We start from the raw sequence: 17233 nt of genomic DNA on the forward strand, positions 1-17233 counted from the left end.
CTTTAGAAAGTATTACTAATATTAAAGCTGATAGTCTTCGTATCGTCATTTTCTTCTTGTTGCAATGGATACGCAAAACTAATCAACATTGGACCCATTGGAGAAATCCATTGTAATGATAAACCCGTTGAGACTCTAAAACGCATCGGATCTGAATAATCGTCAAGTAATGCACGATCGTTATCACTTAAGCTTTGATAGCGCTCTACGTTAAACTCAGTATCCCACACGTTTGCTGCATCAACAAAAAAGCTGGTACGCACAGAACTGGTATTATCTTCATCTAAAAACGGTGTAGGAACGATTAATTCCATACCTGCAACCGCTTTTGCATTACCACCAATGCGCCCAGCAGGACTTAACTGATCAAAGACTGGATCACCGCCAATAACACCGTTGATCTTTCCGTCTTTTTCTGGAGTACCACCTACATTTGAAGAGTTACGTGAAATAGCATTAGGCAAAATAGTGTTACGATCAAAACCACGCAGTTCCATTTCAGTTATCCGAAAATACTCTTGAAATGGGAGGGTTTGATCATATCCATTTGTATTACCATAACCATTACCGTACCCCAATGCTGCACGCGTTGAAAATACCCAACGATGATCATCACTAATTGGCCAGTAAAAACGCGAGTCATAATTTAACTTAAAGTAAGTCAAATCTGAATTTGGCGTAGTACCAGTTAAGTTTAACGTTTGACGAGAACCTGCTGTTGGGAATAAACCTCGGTTTACAGTAACACGTGACCAACCAACGCTTAGTTCATATTTAGTAAAGTTATAACCTGCATCTGGATGAGCAGGATCTAAAAATGTCTCACGTAATACACGTGTTTGTTCGTAAACAGCGATATCAGATAGTTCTTCTTCAATCCAACGTGCCCCAAAATTAATACGGTTCACTGCATCGATTGGGAAGCCTATGTTAGTGCCTATACCATAGCTTTTTGATTTATAATCAATAAGGCTAAATTTACTGGCATCGTAATTACTGTAAAAAATACTGCTACCTTGTGATACACCATCCGGCGTAAAGTAAGGGTCAGTGTAAGATAAACTAACACGCTCTGAACCACGTGAAGTATTGATATTCAGACCAATCTGATTACCAGTACCCAAAAAGTTAGATTCAGTTACACCAATGTTAAACTGTAAACCTAGGTACGAACCATAAGCAAGGCCTGCGTTAAAGCTACCAGCTGACTGTTCTTTAACTGTAAAATCTACATCAACCTGATCATCAACGCCTGGTACAGGTATAACGTTAAAATCCACTTTTTCCATATATGGTAAGCGTTGGATTTGTAATTTTGAACGTTCAAGATTTTGATTTGATAACCATGCACCTTCAAGCTGTGTCATTTCACGGCGCAGTACTTCATCTGCCGTATTTTGGTTGCCACCAACAATAATACGACGAACATAGACACGTTGCCCAGGTTTAACTGATAGCGTTAACTGTACTTCTTTGGTTTCATCATCAATCTCAGGGATTGTACGCACTTCAGCGTTTGCATAACCAAAACGCGCTAAATAGCTTTTAATAAACTCTTCTGATGAAGTAACCACTGAACCGTTATAAAGTTCACCAGCACGCAGCGGTATCACACTTTTAATTAATTCTTCGCGACCGAGTAAATCACCAATAAAGTCAAAGCCTTTAACTTTGTATTTAACACCTTCATTGATGTTCGCTGTTACATACACTGATTCACGTTCTGGGCTCACTGATACTTGAGTTGAATCAATATTAAAGCGTAAGTAACCACGATCTAAATAAAAACTACGAATTTTCTCAAGGTCACCTTCAATGGTTTGTTTCTGATAGCGATCGCTACCCATAAACTGCCACCAAGGTAAATCTTGTTGTGATTCTGCAAGCGCTAACAGCTCTTCATCTGAATATAATTCGTTACCAACTAAGTTGATTTGACGAATAGATGCTGCATCACCTTCATCAAATTCAAGTTTTAACTTAACGCGGTTACGCGGTAATTTAGTGATGCTAACATCGATTTTTGCATTGTATTTACCAATACTATGAAAAAACTCAATTAAGCCTTTTTCAATGTTATCAATCACGGTTTTATCAAGCGGCTCGCCTTGGCGAATATCTTGTTGATCAAGTGACTGCGTTAGCTGCTCATCTTTGATGTCTTTGTTACCATCAAATTCGATAAAACTAATCGTCGGGCGCTCAGTTACTTTAAAAATAACGTTGTTACCATCGCGTAATGCTTTGATATTGTCAAAGTGACCTGAGCTGTACAGTGACTTAATTGTTTTTGAAATTGTATATTCATCAACATCGTCACCCACATTTATTGGGATGTGTGTGAGCGCAGCACCTAGTGCAACTCGCTGTAAGCCTTCAACTTTTAAATCTTCAACAATAAAGGAGGTTTGGCCTAGGGCTGCAAAGCTGGCGCCTAATAAACTTGTTACTGCCAAATGTTTTTTTATAGCCATTTTATTATCTTTATCCTTTACAACTGTATTACCGCTCAACACCATAAAATTATAATTTAGCAGTGTCTTACAATCGTGTTTTTAATTCGAGACTGTCGGGATTGTTATAATCGCGATACATCATTGAACAAAGCGAAACATGTTAGAAAAATGAGTAGCAGAGCTCCCACTTTAAAACCAAACTCTTGTGTCTTTTCAGAGACCGGCTTTTTACGAAAAAGTTCAATTATGTAATACATTAAGTGACCGCCATCAAGCACTGGCAAGGGTAATAAGTTAAATACACCCAAGTTCACACTGATCAAAGCCAAAAAGCCTAAAAAGGCGACTAAGCCATAGCTTACGCTAGTTCCTGCCCCAACGGCAATGCCTACTGGACCACTTAAATTCTTTACTGACACTTGGCCTGTAATTAAATTACCAATCATATCGAAACTTAAGGCAATCAAGCGCCATGTTTCATTTACGCCACGCACAATACTATCGAGTGGGCCATAATGTCTAGTTTCAATATAACCATCGGGCCATTTTTCAACAACCGGTGCAACACCTAAAAACCCTTGAAGCTGCCCTTCGTTGCCAGCACGCCCTTTAGGAGTCACTGTTAGCAACTCCATACTATCTTGTCTTTTTACACTAAATTGTAATGATTTGTTAGCGGATTGCTCAATAACATTAACTAATTGCTGCCAACTGCCTATTGTTTCACCATTTACTGCGAAGATTGTATCTCCAACTTGTAATTTAGCCTCAGCCGCAGCTGAGTTTACGGTAATTGCTGCGATAGTTAATGTCGCTTGTGGACGAAAAGGCACAATGCCTAAAGATGCTAAAGGCGGTACATCTTGTTGATCTAGTTTCCAGCCATCAATATTTATGGTTTTAATTTGTTCTTGGTATTGCTCATTACGCACAGTAACAGCGACGCTTTTATTGCCAAGGTTTGCCATTAATGCAAATGTAGCATCTTGCCATGTACCTATATCTTCATCGCCAATTTTGAGTATATGTTGATTGGGTAATATACCGGCTTGTTCAGCGCGACTCCCCTCATTGATAGTACCAACAACTGGCTTAACTGATTGCACACCAATCATATACATTGCAGCTAGTGCAAAAATAGCAAAAATGAAATTTGCCATAGGTCCTGCAGCTACAATCGCAATACGCGCTTGCACTGACTTGGCATTAAACGACAAATGACGTTGTTCTGACGGTACATCATCGACACGCTCATCGAGCATCTTTACATAACCGCCAAGTGGAATAGCAGCTATTACATATTCTGTATCGAGCTTATCGCGCCATGTTAACAATGGCTTACCAAAACCAATTGAAAAACGCAGAACTTTAACGCCTGCTTTGCGAGCTACCCAAAAATGCCCATATTCATGCACTGTAACTAAAATACCCAGCGCTAAAATAAAAGACCCTAAATTCCACATAAAATCGAACATATTAGCGTACTACCTTTGCAATGAGTTGCGTCGCTTGAAGTCGAGCTAAACGGTCACATTCAAGAATTTCATCCAATGTATGCACGTTTACATCAACCGTTGCTTCTAATGTTTGTGCATTAATACGGTAAATATCCGTAAAGCCAATCATCCCTTGCAAAAATGCATTAACGGCAACTTCATTGGCTGCATTAACCGTAGTGGTTGCCCCCTGCCCTGTATTACAAGCGGCAATTGCTAACTGTAAATTTGGGTAACGAGTAAAATCAGGTTTAGTGAAAGTAAAATCGGCGAGTTGTGAAAAATCAAGTGGCGTAACCCCCGCATCAATGCGCTGCGGGTATGCTAAAGCATGCGCAATGGGTGTGCGCATATCGGGATTACCCATTTGTGCTAGTACTGAGCCATCTTGATACTGCACCATTGAATGAATAATACTTTGCGGATGAATAACCACTTCAATATCTGTTGCCTGGCAGTTGAATAGCCATTTAGCCTCAATAAACTCTAAGCCTTTATTCATCATCGTAGCCGAATCGACTGAAATCTTTTGCCCCATTGACCAATTAGGGTGAGTAACGGCCTCTTGCACCGTGACAGTATTTAAAGTGTCAATATCACGAGTTAAAAAAGGTCCGCCAGAGCCTGTCAGTAAGATTTTACTAACACCATGCTCATGCAATTGTGTGTTTGTTTTTGAACCTTGCAGAGCACTTGGCAGGCATTGGAATATTGCATTATGCTCACTATCAATTGGCAACAATGTGGCTTTATGTTGTTTTACTTTATCGATAAACAACTGGCCTGACATCACTAAGGATTCTTTATTTGCCAATAAAACCTTTTTACCCGCTTCAACCGCGCTGAGTGTAGGAATGAGCCCCGCGGCACCAACTATCGCCGACATAACAGCATCAACATCTGGGTGTGCAGCAAGCTCACTCATTGCAGCAATACCGCTGAGCACAATCGTTTTAGATTCTGAACCAGATAAGTACTGAATTAACTGCTGCGCAGCATGCTCATCCGCCATAACAGCAAAGCGAGGGCGATGAGCGACGCATAACTGCGCCATTTTTTTTGCATTTTTACCTGCCGTAAGTGCAAATACGCAAAACTGCTCTTGATTTCGAGCGACAACATCTAAGGTACTTAAACCGATTGACCCCGTCGCACCAAGAATCACTAGTTGCTGTTTACAACTCATAGACTAAGCGTCCACGCATAGCATAAAACGAAAATAGGCGCTGCAGCGGTTAAGCTATCAAGGCGATCTAAAATACCGCCATGCCCAGGTAAACATGATCCACTGTCTTTGAGACCAGCCTCACGTTTAAACATACTTTCGAGTAAGTCACCTATCGCTGAAAATAATGCGATAAATACAGTCATAACAGCATAAATTGGCCAAACTGACATATCAACATTGGTAAAATGACAAAAAGCCAAAACAAATATTACCGCAGCGACTACACCCCCAGCTAAACCTTCAATCGTTTTGTTGGGGCTCACTTTTGGCATTAACTTATGTTTACCAAAGTTTTTGCCCGTAAAGTACGCACCAATGTCTGCGCTCCATACGATACCTAATACCACTAAAATAAGCATAGAACCAAAGTGCGTTGACTCACCATAATTTGCGCTTCGTAATGTATTCAACGCAAGCCACAATGGCACTAACGTCAAAATACCTGCAATGGCACGCATTACTATGCCTTCATTCCATGCTTTTGCCATGGCTGGGTAACGCCACACTAAGTAGGTAGCAACAATCCACCAAGAAAATGACAGAGTAAATATATAATTTGCATCCCCCACTAATTGGCCGTCAAACCACAAGCTCTCAATTGGCCAATGCCAGTTAAGCAGTACCAGTAGCAGCGCAATAAATACGACAAATGAAAAACGCTTTAATTTGTCACATAGGCCCATAAATGCAGACCATTCCCACGCACTTAATAAAACTATCGCGCCAGCAATATAACTAAATAATGTAAGTGGTGTATAAAAAACCAAAAGTAATGCTAAAGGGGCTAGCACTAAAGAGGTTAAAATTCGTTGTTTTAGCAAAGTATTACCCTTTTAATTAGGTTTCGGCGAGTAATTGTTTTATTTGTTCGCCAGTACAACCAAATCGTCGCTCTCTGGCAACGTAACAAGCGATCGCATCAGCAAAAGCAGCTTCATTAAAGTCAGGCCAAAGCGTATCGGTAAAATAAAGTTCGGCATAAGCAACTTGCCATAATAAAAAGTTACTAATGCGTAAGTCCCCCCCCGTGCGGATCAACAAGTCAGGTTCAACCTGATCCTGCATACTCATCTGCGAGGCTAAGTGCTCTTCTGTAATATCATTGGGATCTAACTCTCCAGCAGCGACTTGTTTCCCAAGCTGCTTAGCCGCATTAGCTATATCCCATCGTCCGCCATAATTTGCTGCAATATTAAGTTGCAGCCCTGTATTATCCACGGTCAATTGATGTGCTGCATCGACTTTTTTTCGCAACGTATCTGAAAACCGAGATAAGTCGCCAATAATAGTTAATTTAACATTATTTTTATGAAGTTTTTTAACTTCCTTGCTCAGTACAAATAAAAACAATTCCATTAAGGTACTAACTTCATCATCAGGGCGTCGCCAATTTTCACTACTAAAAGCGAATAAAGTCAACGATTGTACACCTAACTTAGCGCAAAATTGCACCGACTGACGAACTGCATCAACGCCTTTCTTATGACCGTACACACGAGGCTTATTCTTCGCCTGTGCCCAACGACCATTTCCATCCATGATTATAGCGACATGCTTGGGTAAACATTGCTGGGAAATTTTATCAGCGTTAAGAACCATAAATATCGAGTATTCCATAAAAAAACGCCGCCTAGTATACCCTAGACGGCGTCCCAAAACTAATAAATTTCATAACCCAAATTCAGGTTATTTAACTGCTTAGATTTCCATCAATTCAGTTTCTTTTGCTGCTAACAGTGTATCCATTTCTTTGATAAATTTGTCAGTAAGCTTTTGAATTGCATCATCAGATTGGCGTGCTTCATCTTCAGAAATATCTTTATCTTTCAATAAGCTTTTAACATCACCATTTGCATCACGACGAATATTACGAACAGCAACACGACCGCCTTCAACTTCACCACGAACGATCTTGATTAAGTCTTTACGACGTTCCTCTGTTAGTGGAGGAAGTGGAACACGAATAACCGTACCTGCTGACATTGGATTTAAACCCAAGTCAGATGCCATAATTGCTTTTTCTACTGCTTGCGCAAGTGATTTATCAAACACACTGATCGCCAGTGTGCGGGCATCTTCAATCGACACATTAGCAACTTGATTTAACGGCGTTGGTGCACCGTAATATGACACCATAATGCCATCTAAAAGTGCCGGATGAGCACGGCCAGTACGAATTTTAGATAGTTGACTGCCAAGTGCCGTTACACTTTTCTGCATACGTTCTGCAGCATCTTTTTGAATATCGTTAATCACGGTTCAATCCTAATCTAGTTAATAACTTCATCTGAGGCTTGTGAAGAGATAAGTGTGCCTTCTTCTTCGCCCATAATAACGCGCTTTAATGCGCCTGACTTATTCATATTAAATACGCTCAATGGCATATTGTGATCTCGCGCAAGTGTAAATGCCGCAAGATCCATTACTTTTAATTCTTTTTCAATAATTTCATTGTAGCTTAAGTGACGATAAAGTGTCGCTTCCGGATTTTTAACAGGATCATCACTGTAAACACCGTCTACTTTCGTCGCTTTAATAACGGTATCTGCTTCAATTTCGATACCACGTAAACACGCTGCGGAATCAGTTGTGAAGAAAGGATTACCTGTACCCGCTGCAAAAATAACAACGCGACCTGTTTTTAATAAGCTAATTGCTTCAGCCCAGTTGTATGCATCACACACGCCGTTAAGTGGGATAGCTGACATTAAACGACAGTTAACAAATGCACGATGCAACGCATCTCTCATTGCAAGGCCATTCATTACAGTCGCGAGCATTCCCATATGATCGCCTACAACGCGATTCATACCTGCTTCAGCTAACGAACCACCGCGTAAGAAGTTACCGCCACCGATAACTAAACCCACTTCTACGTCGAGTTCTACAAGCTCTTTAATTTCTTGCGCCATACGGTCGAGTACTTTTGGGTCGATGCCGAAGCCTTCGTCTCCCATCAGTGCTTCACCACTTAATTTGAGAAGAACGCGTCTAAAAATAGGTTTACGATTGATAGTCATAGTATTTGGGCCAACTTTTAAAAAAAGGATAAAAAATAACCGCGCTTATGATAAACATAAAGAGCGCGGTTATTTTAAAGAATTTCTAGCCGTGACGCAAAAGCAAATAGCATATTAATTGCATATAATTACTTCATTCATCACAGATAGTTAATCTTACTGACCTTTAGCTGCAGCAATTTGCGCAGCTACTTCAGCAGCAAAATCTTCTTCTTTCTTCTCAATACCTTCACCAACTTCTACACGTACGAAGCTAGTAACTGTTGCGTTTTTCTCTTTAAGAATATCGCCAACAGATTTTTTAGGTTCCATGATGAAAGCTTGACCAGTAAGAGAAACCTCACCAGTGAACTTCTTCATGCGACCAACAACCATCTTCTCAGCGATTTCAGCAGGCTTGCCTTCATTCATCGCGATTTCGATTTGTACTTGCTTTTCTTTTTCAACAACGTCAGCTGGTACGTCAGAAGGCGATAAGTATTCTGGACGTGAAGCAGCAACGTGCATTGCAACGTGCTTAAGTGTTTCTTCATCAGCAACACCCGCAACAACAACACCAATACGGTCACCATGGCGGTACTCAACTAGGTTTTCACCTGTGATGTACTGTAGGCGACGTACGTTGATGTTTTCGCCAATTTTAGTAACTAGCTCAACACGGTCTTCTTCAAACTTAGCTTGTAAGTCTTCGATAGACATTGTGTCAGCAATTGCAGCGTCAGCAACTTTATTAGCAAATGCTAAAAAGCTTACATCTTTTGCAACGAAGTCTGTTTGACAGTTAACTTCTACTAGTACAGCAACACCGGCATTTTGCTTGATGATGATAGTACCTTCAGCAGCAATGTTGCCTGCTTTTTTAGCAGCTTTAGCAGCGCCACTTTTACGCATGTTTTCAATCGCTAACTCGATGTCACCATCAGTCTCAGTCAACGCTTTTTTACAATCCATCATGCCAGCGCCTGTACGCTCGCGTAATTCTTTAACTAGGGCAGTAGTTACAGCCATTAGTAAATCCTCAAATCTGAAATCTGGTTAGATAAGCGGGTTCCCGCTCTACAAGAATAGCAAGTCTTCACCTAAAATTAGATGAAGACTTGATGACAGCTAATTACTCAGCTTCTACGAAGTCGTCTTTCTCAGCTTGAGCAACGATATTGCTCTCACGACCTTCAGTGATAGCTGCTGCAACTGCACCAGTGTAAAGGTTGATTGCACGGATCGCATCATCGTTACCAGGTACGATGAAATCAACACCGTCTGGGTTAGAGTTAGTATCAACGATCGCAACAACTGGAATACCTAGGTTGTTAGCTTCACGGATAGCGATATGCTCATGATCAGCATCGATAACGAAAAGTGCGTCTGGAAGACCACCCATGTTCTTGATACCACCAAGGCTCTTCTCAAGCTTGTCCATTTCGCGGTTAAGCATTAACGTTTCTTTCTTAGTTAATTTCTCGAAAGTACCGTCTTGGCTTTGGATTTCAAGGTCTTTAAGACGCTTGATTGATTGACGAACTGTTTTCCAGTTAGTCAACATACCACCTAACCAACGGTGATTTACGTAATACTGGTCACTTGCGATAGCGGCTTCTTTAACCGACTCGCTTGCTGCGCGCTTAGTACCAACGAAAAGAACTTTACCTTTGTTTGACGCAGCACCAGTTAAAAACTTAAGTGCGTTGTTGAACATTGGAACTGTTTGCTCAAGGTTGATGATATGAACACGGTTACGTGCGCCGAAGATGAAAGGCTTCATCTTAGGATTCCAGTAACGTGCTTGGTGACCGAAGTGAACACCAGCTTGAAGCATATCGCGCATTGAAACGTTTGCCATTTTGTATTTCCTCTGTTTAGTTTAGGGTTAGGCCTCCACATATCCCATAGCACCAACACCGCAGTTAAATGAAACTGAAATGCACCCAAGTGTATGTGACGATACGTGTGTGTGTTAAAATAAAATTGTGTTTGCCTTAAAATACAAAAAATCATTTAAGAATTTATTTGTAAAAAGACGGCGCGCTTTATACCATATTAAAAACAAATACTCAACGTCGCGTGCAAAATTTGTGCGACAATAAATGTGTTAAAACTCGACAATGGAGCCTCCATGAGTGCTGTGATAAAGACCCCTGAAGAAATAGAGAAAATGCGTGTAGCCGGGCGCTTAGCGGCAGAAGTTCTAGAAATGATAGAGCCGCATGTAGTCCCTGGTGTGACCACTGATGAATTAAATACAATTTGTCATAATTATATTGTCGATGTGCAAAAAGCCATTCCGGCTCCATTAAATTATCATGGCTTCCCTAAATCAATTTGCACCTCAGTAAACCATGTAATTTGTCATGGTATTCCTAACGACAAAGCATTAAAAGATGGCGACAGTGTCAATATTGACATCACTGTCATCAAAGATGGTTACCATGGCGACACGTCTAAAATGTTTCATGTTGGTACACCTGATATTCAAGGCAAACGCCTTGCTGAGATAACTCAACAAAGCTTATACCTTGCTATTAAAATGGTAAAACCAGGTGTACGTTTAGGTGATATTGGCGAAGCGATTCAAAAATACGCTGAAAGCCATAAATATTCAATCGTGCGCGAATATTGCGGCCATGGCATTGGTGCTGAGTTTCACGAAGAGCCACAAATTATGCACTATGGTCGTGCTGGCACTGGTGAAGCCCTAAAAGCGGGTATGTGTTTAACAATTGAGCCAATGGTTAACGCTGGTAAACGCCAATGTAAACTGCTTAAAGATGAATGGACGGTTGTTACTAAAGACCGTAGTTTATCTGCGCAGTGGGAACATACATTGTTAGTTACTGAAAATGGTGTTGAAATTTTAACGCTTAGATCAGATGATACTATCGATAGAATCATTGAGCATTAATACCAATTTGGTATAAATACTAATTCGCCCAATTAATTGGACGAATTAGTATTCTAAGGAGCCAACCCACGTGGCATTACCTAATAAAGTTAAAAAGCTACTCAGCGATGCTGAGTTGCTCACCGATTACAAAGACTGCTCTAATTATTTTTATAAATGGTTACAAAACGAGTTTTCAAAACAACCAGTCGGTAATTTAATTAATGCCCGGGCTGAGTTTATCGATCGGTTACTAATAAAGCTTTTTCATGTTTATGATTTAGCCCATGAGCCAGATTTAGCCCTGATTGCCGTTGGTGGGTATGGCCGCGGTGAATTACACCCCTATTCTGATATCGACTTTTTATTACTTGTTACACAACAACCTAGTGAAGCAATTTGTGAAAAGATTGGTCAGTTTGTCACTATGCTGTGGGACCTTAATTTAGAAATTGGCCACAGTGTACGTACCATAGAACAAGCTATTGAACAAAAACGTGAAGATGTTACGTTTGCCACAAGCTTGCTTGAAAGCCGGCTATTGTTTGGCAATCATATAGAGTATGAAAAACTTAAAAATCATATCCTCGACACCCCTGTTTGGCACTCTGATGAATTCTTTTTGGCTAAAGTACAAGAACAACAACTACGCCATAAAAAATGCCATGGCACAGCGTATAACCTAGAGCCAAACATTAAAGAAAACCCCGGTGGTTTACGTGATTTACAAACTATCATTTGGGTTGCAAAAAAGCACTTTAGGGCTGAAACCTTACAAGAGCTTATTAGTCACGGTTACCTGACTCACGAAGAATACCAAGAGCTACTTGAGTGCTTAGAAAACTTATGGAATATTCGTTTTGCACTGCATTTAGCTGCAGGGCGATCAGAAAACCGCTTGTTATTTGACCACCAACCACTGGCTGCTGATTTACTCGGTTTTGGTAGTGATGGCAAAGCGTCTGTTGAGCGAATGATGAAGCGCTTATTTAGAATAATGAGCCGTGTTCGTGAGTTAAATCAAATGCTATTGTCGTACTTTGAGCAAAGCATTTTACCGGAATCAAGCGAGCAACCGGTTATTGAACTTGACCGCAACTTTGAGCGCATTGGTCATCAAATAAGAGTTAAAAACCCATCAGTATTTTTTCGCCGCGATCAGCTCTTCGTCTTATTTGAGCATATTGCCGATAACCCAACAATGACGCACATTTATCCAAGTACCATAAGAACAATTCGCCAAGTGCGTCGTCGTCTATTAGGTGACTTACAAGATTACGCGGCCTGTAGAGAAGCCTTTCTGCGCCTTGTTAAACATCCCAATGGCATGGGTCGTGCTTTTACGTTAATGCACAAACATGGCATGTTAGCGGCTTATCTCCCGCAGTGGCGTAACATATTTGGACAAATGCAGTTTGATTTATTCCACGCTTATACCGTAGACGAACACACGCATAAACTTATCAATAATATTTATCAGTATTTTGATAAATCAAGTGCCAACAAATTTCCAATTTGTTGTGAAATTGTCACACGTATGGATAAACCCGAGCTGTTATATCTCGCAGGGATTTTTCATGACATTGCCAAAGGTCGCGGTGGCGATCATTCTGAACTTGGCGCTGTTGATGCCATTGCTTTTGCTAAGTTGCATAACTTCACAAACTCAGATGGTAAGTTAATAGCATGGCTAGTAAGTAACCACTTACTTATGTCAGTTACTGCACAACGTAAAGATATAAATGATCCTGATGTGATAAAAGAATTTGCCACACGGATAAAAAACGAACGTCAACTTGATTACCTTTATTGCCTAACCGTGGCTGATATTCGCGCGACCAATGACAACTTATGGAATGACTGGAAAAATACGCTACTACGTGAGCTTTACTTACACACGCAACGCGCATTGCGATTAGGGCTTGAAAACCCAATGGATCAGCGCGACCAAATTCGCGATAAAAAGCATCAAGCAAAACAACGCCTACTTAATCATGGCTTTGGCGAAGAACAAATAGATTTAATTTGGGCCCGCTTTAAAGCAAACTACTTTACCGCATTCAGTGAGCAACAAATCTCATGGCACAGTGAGCATTTGTTAAAAGCTGATTTAAGCCAACCCAGTGTTGTGGTATCTAATGAAGCCATGCATGGTGGCACACAAGTATTTGTTTACAGCCCCTACTCGGGTGGTTTATTTGCCCGTTTAGTGAGTGTGATTGGCTCAAAAAAGGCACAGATCCAACATGCACAAGTACTTACCACCCGCGATGGTTATGTCTTGTTTAGCTTTGTAGTACTTGAAGTAAGCGGTGAGCCCATTGCCAGCGGCCGTGCGCAATCAATTAAACGCGGTCTAGATTTGGCACTTGCTGATCCAAGAAAGAAAATTCGTTTTAAAAAGAATCGCTCGCAACGCTTTAAAGATTTTAATATTAAACCAAAGATAATTTTACGTCCTCATCCGCGTAAAGATCGCAGTTTAATTGAAATTCAAGCCGTAGATATACCTGGTTTATTGACCAAAATTGCTGAAGTATTTCAAGCACATTTATTACACATACACGCCGCACGGATCACCACTGTGGGTGAGCGTGCAGAAGATTTCTTCGTAGTATCAAACAACGAATACCAAGCCCTTACGGACGAAGAACAAGCAAAAATTCATCAAGCATTGCGTAAAAAACTCAACGCAGAAACAGAATAAGAGGACCTTATGTCAGATTTAAAAACCATGATTGAAAACGCCTGGGATAACCGCGATAACATCAGCCCAAGCACAGTATCAAATGAAGTTAAACAAGCCATTATTGATGCACTTGAGCTGCTTGATAGCGGCGCTGCACGCGTTGCTGAAAAAATCAGTGGTGAGTGGGTTGTCCACCAATGGTTGAAAAAAGCCGTGTTACTGTCGTTCCGTATTCGTGATAACCAACCAATGCATGACGGCGTAAACCAGTTTTACGACAAAGTACCGCTTAAATTTAGTGACTACACGCCAGAGCAGTTTCAACAAGGTGGCATGCGCGTAGTACCAAATGCAGTCGCGCGTAAAGGTAGTTTTGTAGGTAAAAATGTAGTGCTTATGCCATCATACGTAAACATTGGCGCATACGTTGATGACGGCACCATGGTTGATACATGGGCTACTGTAGGCTCGTGTGCACAAATTGGTAAGAACGTACACTTATCTGGTGGTGTGGGTATAGGCGGCGTTTTAGAGCCGTTACAAGCTAACCCGACCATCATTGAAGACAACTGCTTTATTGGTGCACGTTCTGAAATCGTAGAAGGCGTTGTTGTTGAAGAAGGCGCTGTTATCTCAATGGGCGTTTACATCAGCCAAAGCACGCGTATTTACGACCGCGAAACTGGCGAAATCCACTATGGCCGTGTTCCAGCAGGCGCAGTTGTTGTACCAGGTGCATTACCATCAAAAGATGGTAGTCACAGCTTGTACGCTGCAATCATCGTGAAAAAAGTAGATCAACAAACCCGTGAAAAAGTAGGTATCAACGCCCTGCTTCGTTCGATAGACGAATAAATCATAGCTGTAAGCTTTCAGCCGTCAGCGATCAGCTGATTTGAGTTAATCGTAAGTTGGTATGAAGTAACACCCGCTCACAGATTATCTTAAGTTTAGAATATCAACTGAACTTTATTTGTATTAAAAAGCCCTAAGTATTGCTGTTTAGGGCTTTATTTATATTCGCTACTAATCACTCTTTTCAAAATTAACACCACTTATAACTTACCGCTTAAAATTTAAAGCTCCTCTCTACCACTTCGCATAGTGATCTTCGGTAAAGCCCCACTCGCCATTAAGTGTAATCACTTCATTTTCGAGGGTGATTTGGCCATAGTAACGGCCGAAGTGTTGAGTAAAGTTGCTGGCGATGATGAGTAAATTAGTTTTATCTTGGCGTTTACCAGCGGGTTCAAAGGTTAGATTTATAATACCGTCGTTTGAGCGTAGCCGCCATTTACTCGTTGCTTTAGTATTACCATAACGCTCAAATTGAAAATCGACCATATCAATTTTGTAAAGCGTGCCATCGAGCCACAAGGCGTTTTCGGTAAAACCTGTTTCAATAACCCCTGCACTTAAATTTAAACCTAAACGGCGGCCATCGGTTAATATGCAGGCTAAACTCCCCCAGTTCCAAAATGTTTCTCGGCGCATGTAACCTGCGCTCCAATCTACACTTGCGAGTGAGTTATGCGTTTGAAGATCAAATAAACGACCACGCCACTTCACGGTTCCATCACATGGAAGCGCTGCGCTTTTCTGAGTAAAATGAAACCCTGTAAAACCCGCGCGAACACATACGGCAAGCGAATTGTAATTAGCTGACTCATCTATGTTGGCATTAATTTTAAGCCCTGATTTTAAATCAACTTTCACATTGCGTATGCGCGGATCATTCGTTGTCTGAATCACTACGCTGTTACGCCCTTTTTGAAAGGTAGCTTGCCCTGTATTTGGTGTCGGATCTATACACGTATTTAAAGAGAATAAGTTTATAAAGCTATATTCATCAAACTCTTGGGTGTTTGGGTCATATATGTATACAAAGCAATTGCTGGCTATTTTTAAGTCAACAATTGCTAAACCAATAATTAACTGACCGCTGGTAAAACTAATAAACTGAAATTGATTAAATCTTAACTTTTTAAAAAGTGTATTACTGGGTTTACCCATTGCGCTACGAAGGTCAAAATCCATATAATTGATACTATCCACTCCATCTGGAAAAATACCAAAGTGGGCTTGTCCATGTTGATTAATCAACTCTTTTTTAGCCATGTAGAAAGCTTCCTTTAGTATCTAAAAATACAATCATTCGCTTAAAGCTTACGCATTATACCCAAACTACCTCAAGATGCAGAATTCAGCGTTTCACAGGGACTTAATATCAAGGCGTTACTTTGCGAGAATGGTAGTCCCTTTTAAGAAGTAACAACGATGAGAGTCAGTGCCTGTGAAACGCCCAAAGGGTTGGTTTAAAAGCGATTTATACGGCGTTAATGATTTTAACAATAGAACCACTATTACTTGCAATCAATGCCTTGCCTAAATCGCTTTTAATTCCAACTGAAACTTGTATATTGAGGTGGTTTGGGTATACAACCAAACCCACTCAGATCAATTTGTTTAATTTTCTCACCTTTATCACTTTGGCCGTTATACGTGATGATCAACGTATTTGCTTTTTCTTTAAATGTAAAAGTGCCAAGCCAGTCGAGCGTCACGATAGGTTGAAGTGTATAAAAACCGGTTGAATCGGTACATTGATATGAAAAGTAATGAGTCGCTTTGCCAAACGCGCCTACATCGGACGTATAAACACTAATGTTTCCTTGTTGTTTATAGTCGTCGGCCTGAGTTCCTACTACTACATACAATACACTAATCACAGTAAATAAAATAAACTGAATACCTGCCAAAATAAATATACCGACATCAACTACTTTTAAAAACCACGAACGCGGCGCATCTATATAAATTTGACGGCGGGTATGATGTATAAGAAAAAAGCCGCCCATAATCACAAGGGCTAACTTGATAGGTATTAAATACGCACTAAATAAATACATACTTTTTGCGCTATGCCATTGCAGGCCAAAGGCGGTAGGTATAAGTAAACTATCAATTAAAGGAGCTAATATCAGTAAATACGCGATAATGCGTTTTTTATCTTTAATCATTTATAAGCGTTGGTAATAAATCATGTTATTGAGTGTACAAATAAAAACAGCCAATAAAAAGCCCGCTAAGTTAAACCTTGCGGGCTTTTTATTATAACAATTAGTATAAGTAATTAATCGTCTTCAATGTTGTCTAATCCCTTAGTCCCTTCTTTAGCTTTAAGCTTATGATGTATCGCGGATTTTATAAGCATATACCCACTGATAGGCGCTGTGATCAATAAAAATATCGTGATCAACAGTTCTTTAACACTTATACCATCTTGAGTGTTGCTAAAAAACACCATAGCTCCAATGAGTACTCCAGCCATACCGAGTGTGGTCGCTTTTGTTGGGCCATGTAGACGCATAAAAAAATCAGGCATTTTAATAAGGCCAATTGAGCCTATTAAAATAAATGCGCCACCAATAAGTAATAAAATAGACACTACCCATTCACTGTACAT

General features: G+C 40.4%; 15 protein-coding genes. 3 read left to right on the forward strand and 12 right to left on the reverse strand.

The window, feature by feature from the left end:
• Nucleotides 1-2: 2 nt before the first annotated feature.
• The 9 genes from bamA to rpsB all read right to left on the reverse strand — a co-directional run bounded on the left by bamA (nucleotide 3) and on the right by rpsB (nucleotide 10040).
• Nucleotides 3-2474, reverse strand: coding sequence for an outer membrane protein assembly factor BamA (gene bamA, locus ADS77_RS15140; RefSeq protein WP_054455229.1), 2472 nt, complete (start codon nucleotides 2472-2474; stop codon nucleotides 3-5).
• 104 nt (nucleotides 2475-2578) lie between these two features.
• Complete coding sequence (gene rseP, locus ADS77_RS15145) at nucleotides 2579-3931, reverse strand: sigma E protease regulator RseP (protein WP_054455192.1); 1353 nt, start codon at nucleotides 3929-3931, stop codon at nucleotides 2579-2581.
• 1 nt (nucleotide 3932) lies between these two features.
• Nucleotides 3933-5138, reverse strand: a complete 1206-nt coding sequence (gene ispC / locus ADS77_RS15150; protein WP_054455194.1) for a 1-deoxy-D-xylulose-5-phosphate reductoisomerase — start codon at nucleotides 5136-5138, stop codon at nucleotides 3933-3935.
• Complete coding sequence (locus ADS77_RS15155; protein ID WP_054206003.1) at nucleotides 5135-6001, reverse strand: phosphatidate cytidylyltransferase; 867 nt, start codon at nucleotides 5999-6001, stop codon at nucleotides 5135-5137. The genes ispC and ADS77_RS15155 overlap by 4 nt, the downstream gene beginning before the upstream one ends.
• A 16-nt stretch (nucleotides 6002-6017) precedes the next feature.
• Entirely contained in the window at nucleotides 6018-6797 is a 780-nt protein-coding gene (locus ADS77_RS15160) for an isoprenyl transferase (RefSeq protein ID WP_054206004.1), read from the reverse strand.
• An 81-nt stretch (nucleotides 6798-6878) separates the two neighbouring features.
• Nucleotides 6879-7400: a ribosome recycling factor gene (gene frr, locus ADS77_RS15165; protein ID WP_211842138.1), complete on the reverse strand. Its 522-nt coding sequence runs from the start codon at nucleotides 7398-7400 to the stop codon at nucleotides 6879-6881.
• Between the two features lie 50 nt (nucleotides 7401-7450).
• Nucleotides 7451-8200 (reverse strand): UMP kinase, encoded by a 750-nt coding sequence (pyrH, locus tag ADS77_RS15170; protein ID WP_016707641.1) that lies wholly within the window; start codon nucleotides 8198-8200, stop codon nucleotides 7451-7453.
• Between the two features lie 156 nt (nucleotides 8201-8356).
• Nucleotides 8357-9208 carry a translation elongation factor Ts gene (gene tsf, locus ADS77_RS15175; protein ID WP_054206006.1) on the reverse strand — a complete coding sequence of 284 codons (852 nt, stop codon included), beginning with the start codon at nucleotides 9206-9208 and terminating at the stop codon, nucleotides 8357-8359.
• Between the two features lie 103 nt (nucleotides 9209-9311).
• On the reverse strand, nucleotides 9312-10040 hold the full coding sequence (gene rpsB, locus ADS77_RS15180) for a 30S ribosomal protein S2 (RefSeq protein WP_054206007.1): 729 nt from the start codon (nucleotides 10038-10040) through the stop codon (nucleotides 9312-9314).
• A 273-nt stretch (nucleotides 10041-10313) separates the two neighbouring features.
• On the opposite strand from rpsB, the gene map reads away from it, so the two are divergent.
• The 3 genes from map (at nucleotide 10314) to dapD (ending at nucleotide 14622) form a co-directional block, all read left to right on the forward strand.
• Complete coding sequence (gene map, locus ADS77_RS15185) at nucleotides 10314-11099, forward strand: type I methionyl aminopeptidase (RefSeq protein WP_054206008.1); 786 nt, start codon at nucleotides 10314-10316, stop codon at nucleotides 11097-11099.
• Between the two features lie 70 nt (nucleotides 11100-11169).
• Nucleotides 11170-13785 carry a [protein-PII] uridylyltransferase gene (gene glnD / locus ADS77_RS15190; RefSeq protein WP_054206009.1) on the forward strand — a complete coding sequence of 872 codons (2616 nt, stop codon included), beginning with the start codon at nucleotides 11170-11172 and terminating at the stop codon, nucleotides 13783-13785.
• A 9-nt stretch (nucleotides 13786-13794) separates the two neighbouring features.
• A complete protein-coding gene (gene dapD / locus ADS77_RS15195; protein WP_054206010.1) occupies nucleotides 13795-14622 on the forward strand; it encodes a 2,3,4,5-tetrahydropyridine-2,6-dicarboxylate N-succinyltransferase in 828 nt (275 codons plus the stop codon).
• Nucleotides 14623-14856: 234 nt separating this feature from the next.
• Here dapD and ADS77_RS15200 read toward each other — a convergent pair whose 3' ends face one another.
• The 3 genes from ADS77_RS15200 to ADS77_RS15210 form a co-directional block, all read right to left on the reverse strand.
• A complete protein-coding gene (locus tag ADS77_RS15200; RefSeq protein ID WP_054455196.1) occupies nucleotides 14857-15885 on the reverse strand; it encodes a DUF2804 domain-containing protein in 1029 nt (342 codons plus the stop codon).
• Nucleotides 15886-16163: 278 nt separating this feature from the next.
• Complete coding sequence (locus ADS77_RS22400) at nucleotides 16164-16787, reverse strand: hypothetical protein (RefSeq protein ID WP_054455197.1); 624 nt, start codon at nucleotides 16785-16787, stop codon at nucleotides 16164-16166.
• A 113-nt stretch (nucleotides 16788-16900) separates the two neighbouring features.
• Entirely contained in the window at nucleotides 16901-17233 is a 333-nt protein-coding gene (locus ADS77_RS15210; protein ID WP_054206013.1) for a Na+/H+ antiporter subunit G, read from the reverse strand.

Origin of the sequence: Pseudoalteromonas porphyrae (genome assembly GCF_001298125.1) — a bacterium.
Taxonomy (GTDB): domain Bacteria; phylum Pseudomonadota; class Gammaproteobacteria; order Enterobacterales; family Alteromonadaceae; genus Pseudoalteromonas; species Pseudoalteromonas neustonica.

Bases quoted from the DNA above. Each gene is read 5' to 3' on its own strand.
- bamA (WP_054455229.1), bottom strand. From the start codon at position 2,474: ATGGCTATAAAAAAACATTTGGCAGTAACAAGTTTATTAGGCGCCAGC.
- rseP (WP_054455192.1), bottom strand. From the start codon at position 3,931: ATGTTCGATTTTATGTGGAATTTAGGGTCTTTTATTTTAGCGCTGGGT.
- ispC (WP_054455194.1), bottom strand. From the start codon at position 5,138: ATGAGTTGTAAACAGCAACTAGTGATTCTTGGTGCGACGGGGTCAATC.
- ADS77_RS15160 (WP_054206004.1), bottom strand. From the start codon at position 6,797: ATGGAATACTCGATATTTATGGTTCTTAACGCTGATAAAATTTCCCAG.
- frr (WP_211842138.1), bottom strand. From the start codon at position 7,400: ATGCAGAAAAGTGTAACGGCACTTGGCAGTCAACTATCTAAAATTCGT.
- pyrH (WP_016707641.1), bottom strand. From the start codon at position 8,200: ATGACTATCAATCGTAAACCTATTTTTAGACGCGTTCTTCTCAAATTA.
- tsf (WP_054206006.1), bottom strand. From the start codon at position 9,208: ATGGCTGTAACTACTGCCCTAGTTAAAGAATTACGCGAGCGTACAGGC.
- rpsB (WP_054206007.1), bottom strand. From the start codon at position 10,040: ATGGCAAACGTTTCAATGCGCGATATGCTTCAAGCTGGTGTTCACTTC.
- map (WP_054206008.1), top strand. From the start codon at position 10,314: ATGAGTGCTGTGATAAAGACCCCTGAAGAAATAGAGAAAATGCGTGTA.
- dapD (WP_054206010.1), top strand. From the start codon at position 13,795: ATGTCAGATTTAAAAACCATGATTGAAAACGCCTGGGATAACCGCGAT.
- ADS77_RS15200 (WP_054455196.1), bottom strand. From the start codon at position 15,885: ATGGCTAAAAAAGAGTTGATTAATCAACATGGACAAGCCCACTTTGGT.
- ADS77_RS22400 (WP_054455197.1), bottom strand. From the start codon at position 16,787: ATGATTAAAGATAAAAAACGCATTATCGCGTATTTACTGATATTAGCT.
- ADS77_RS15210 (WP_054206013.1), bottom strand. From the start codon at position 17,233: ATGTACAGTGAATGGGTAGTGTCTATTTTATTACTTATTGGTGGCGCA.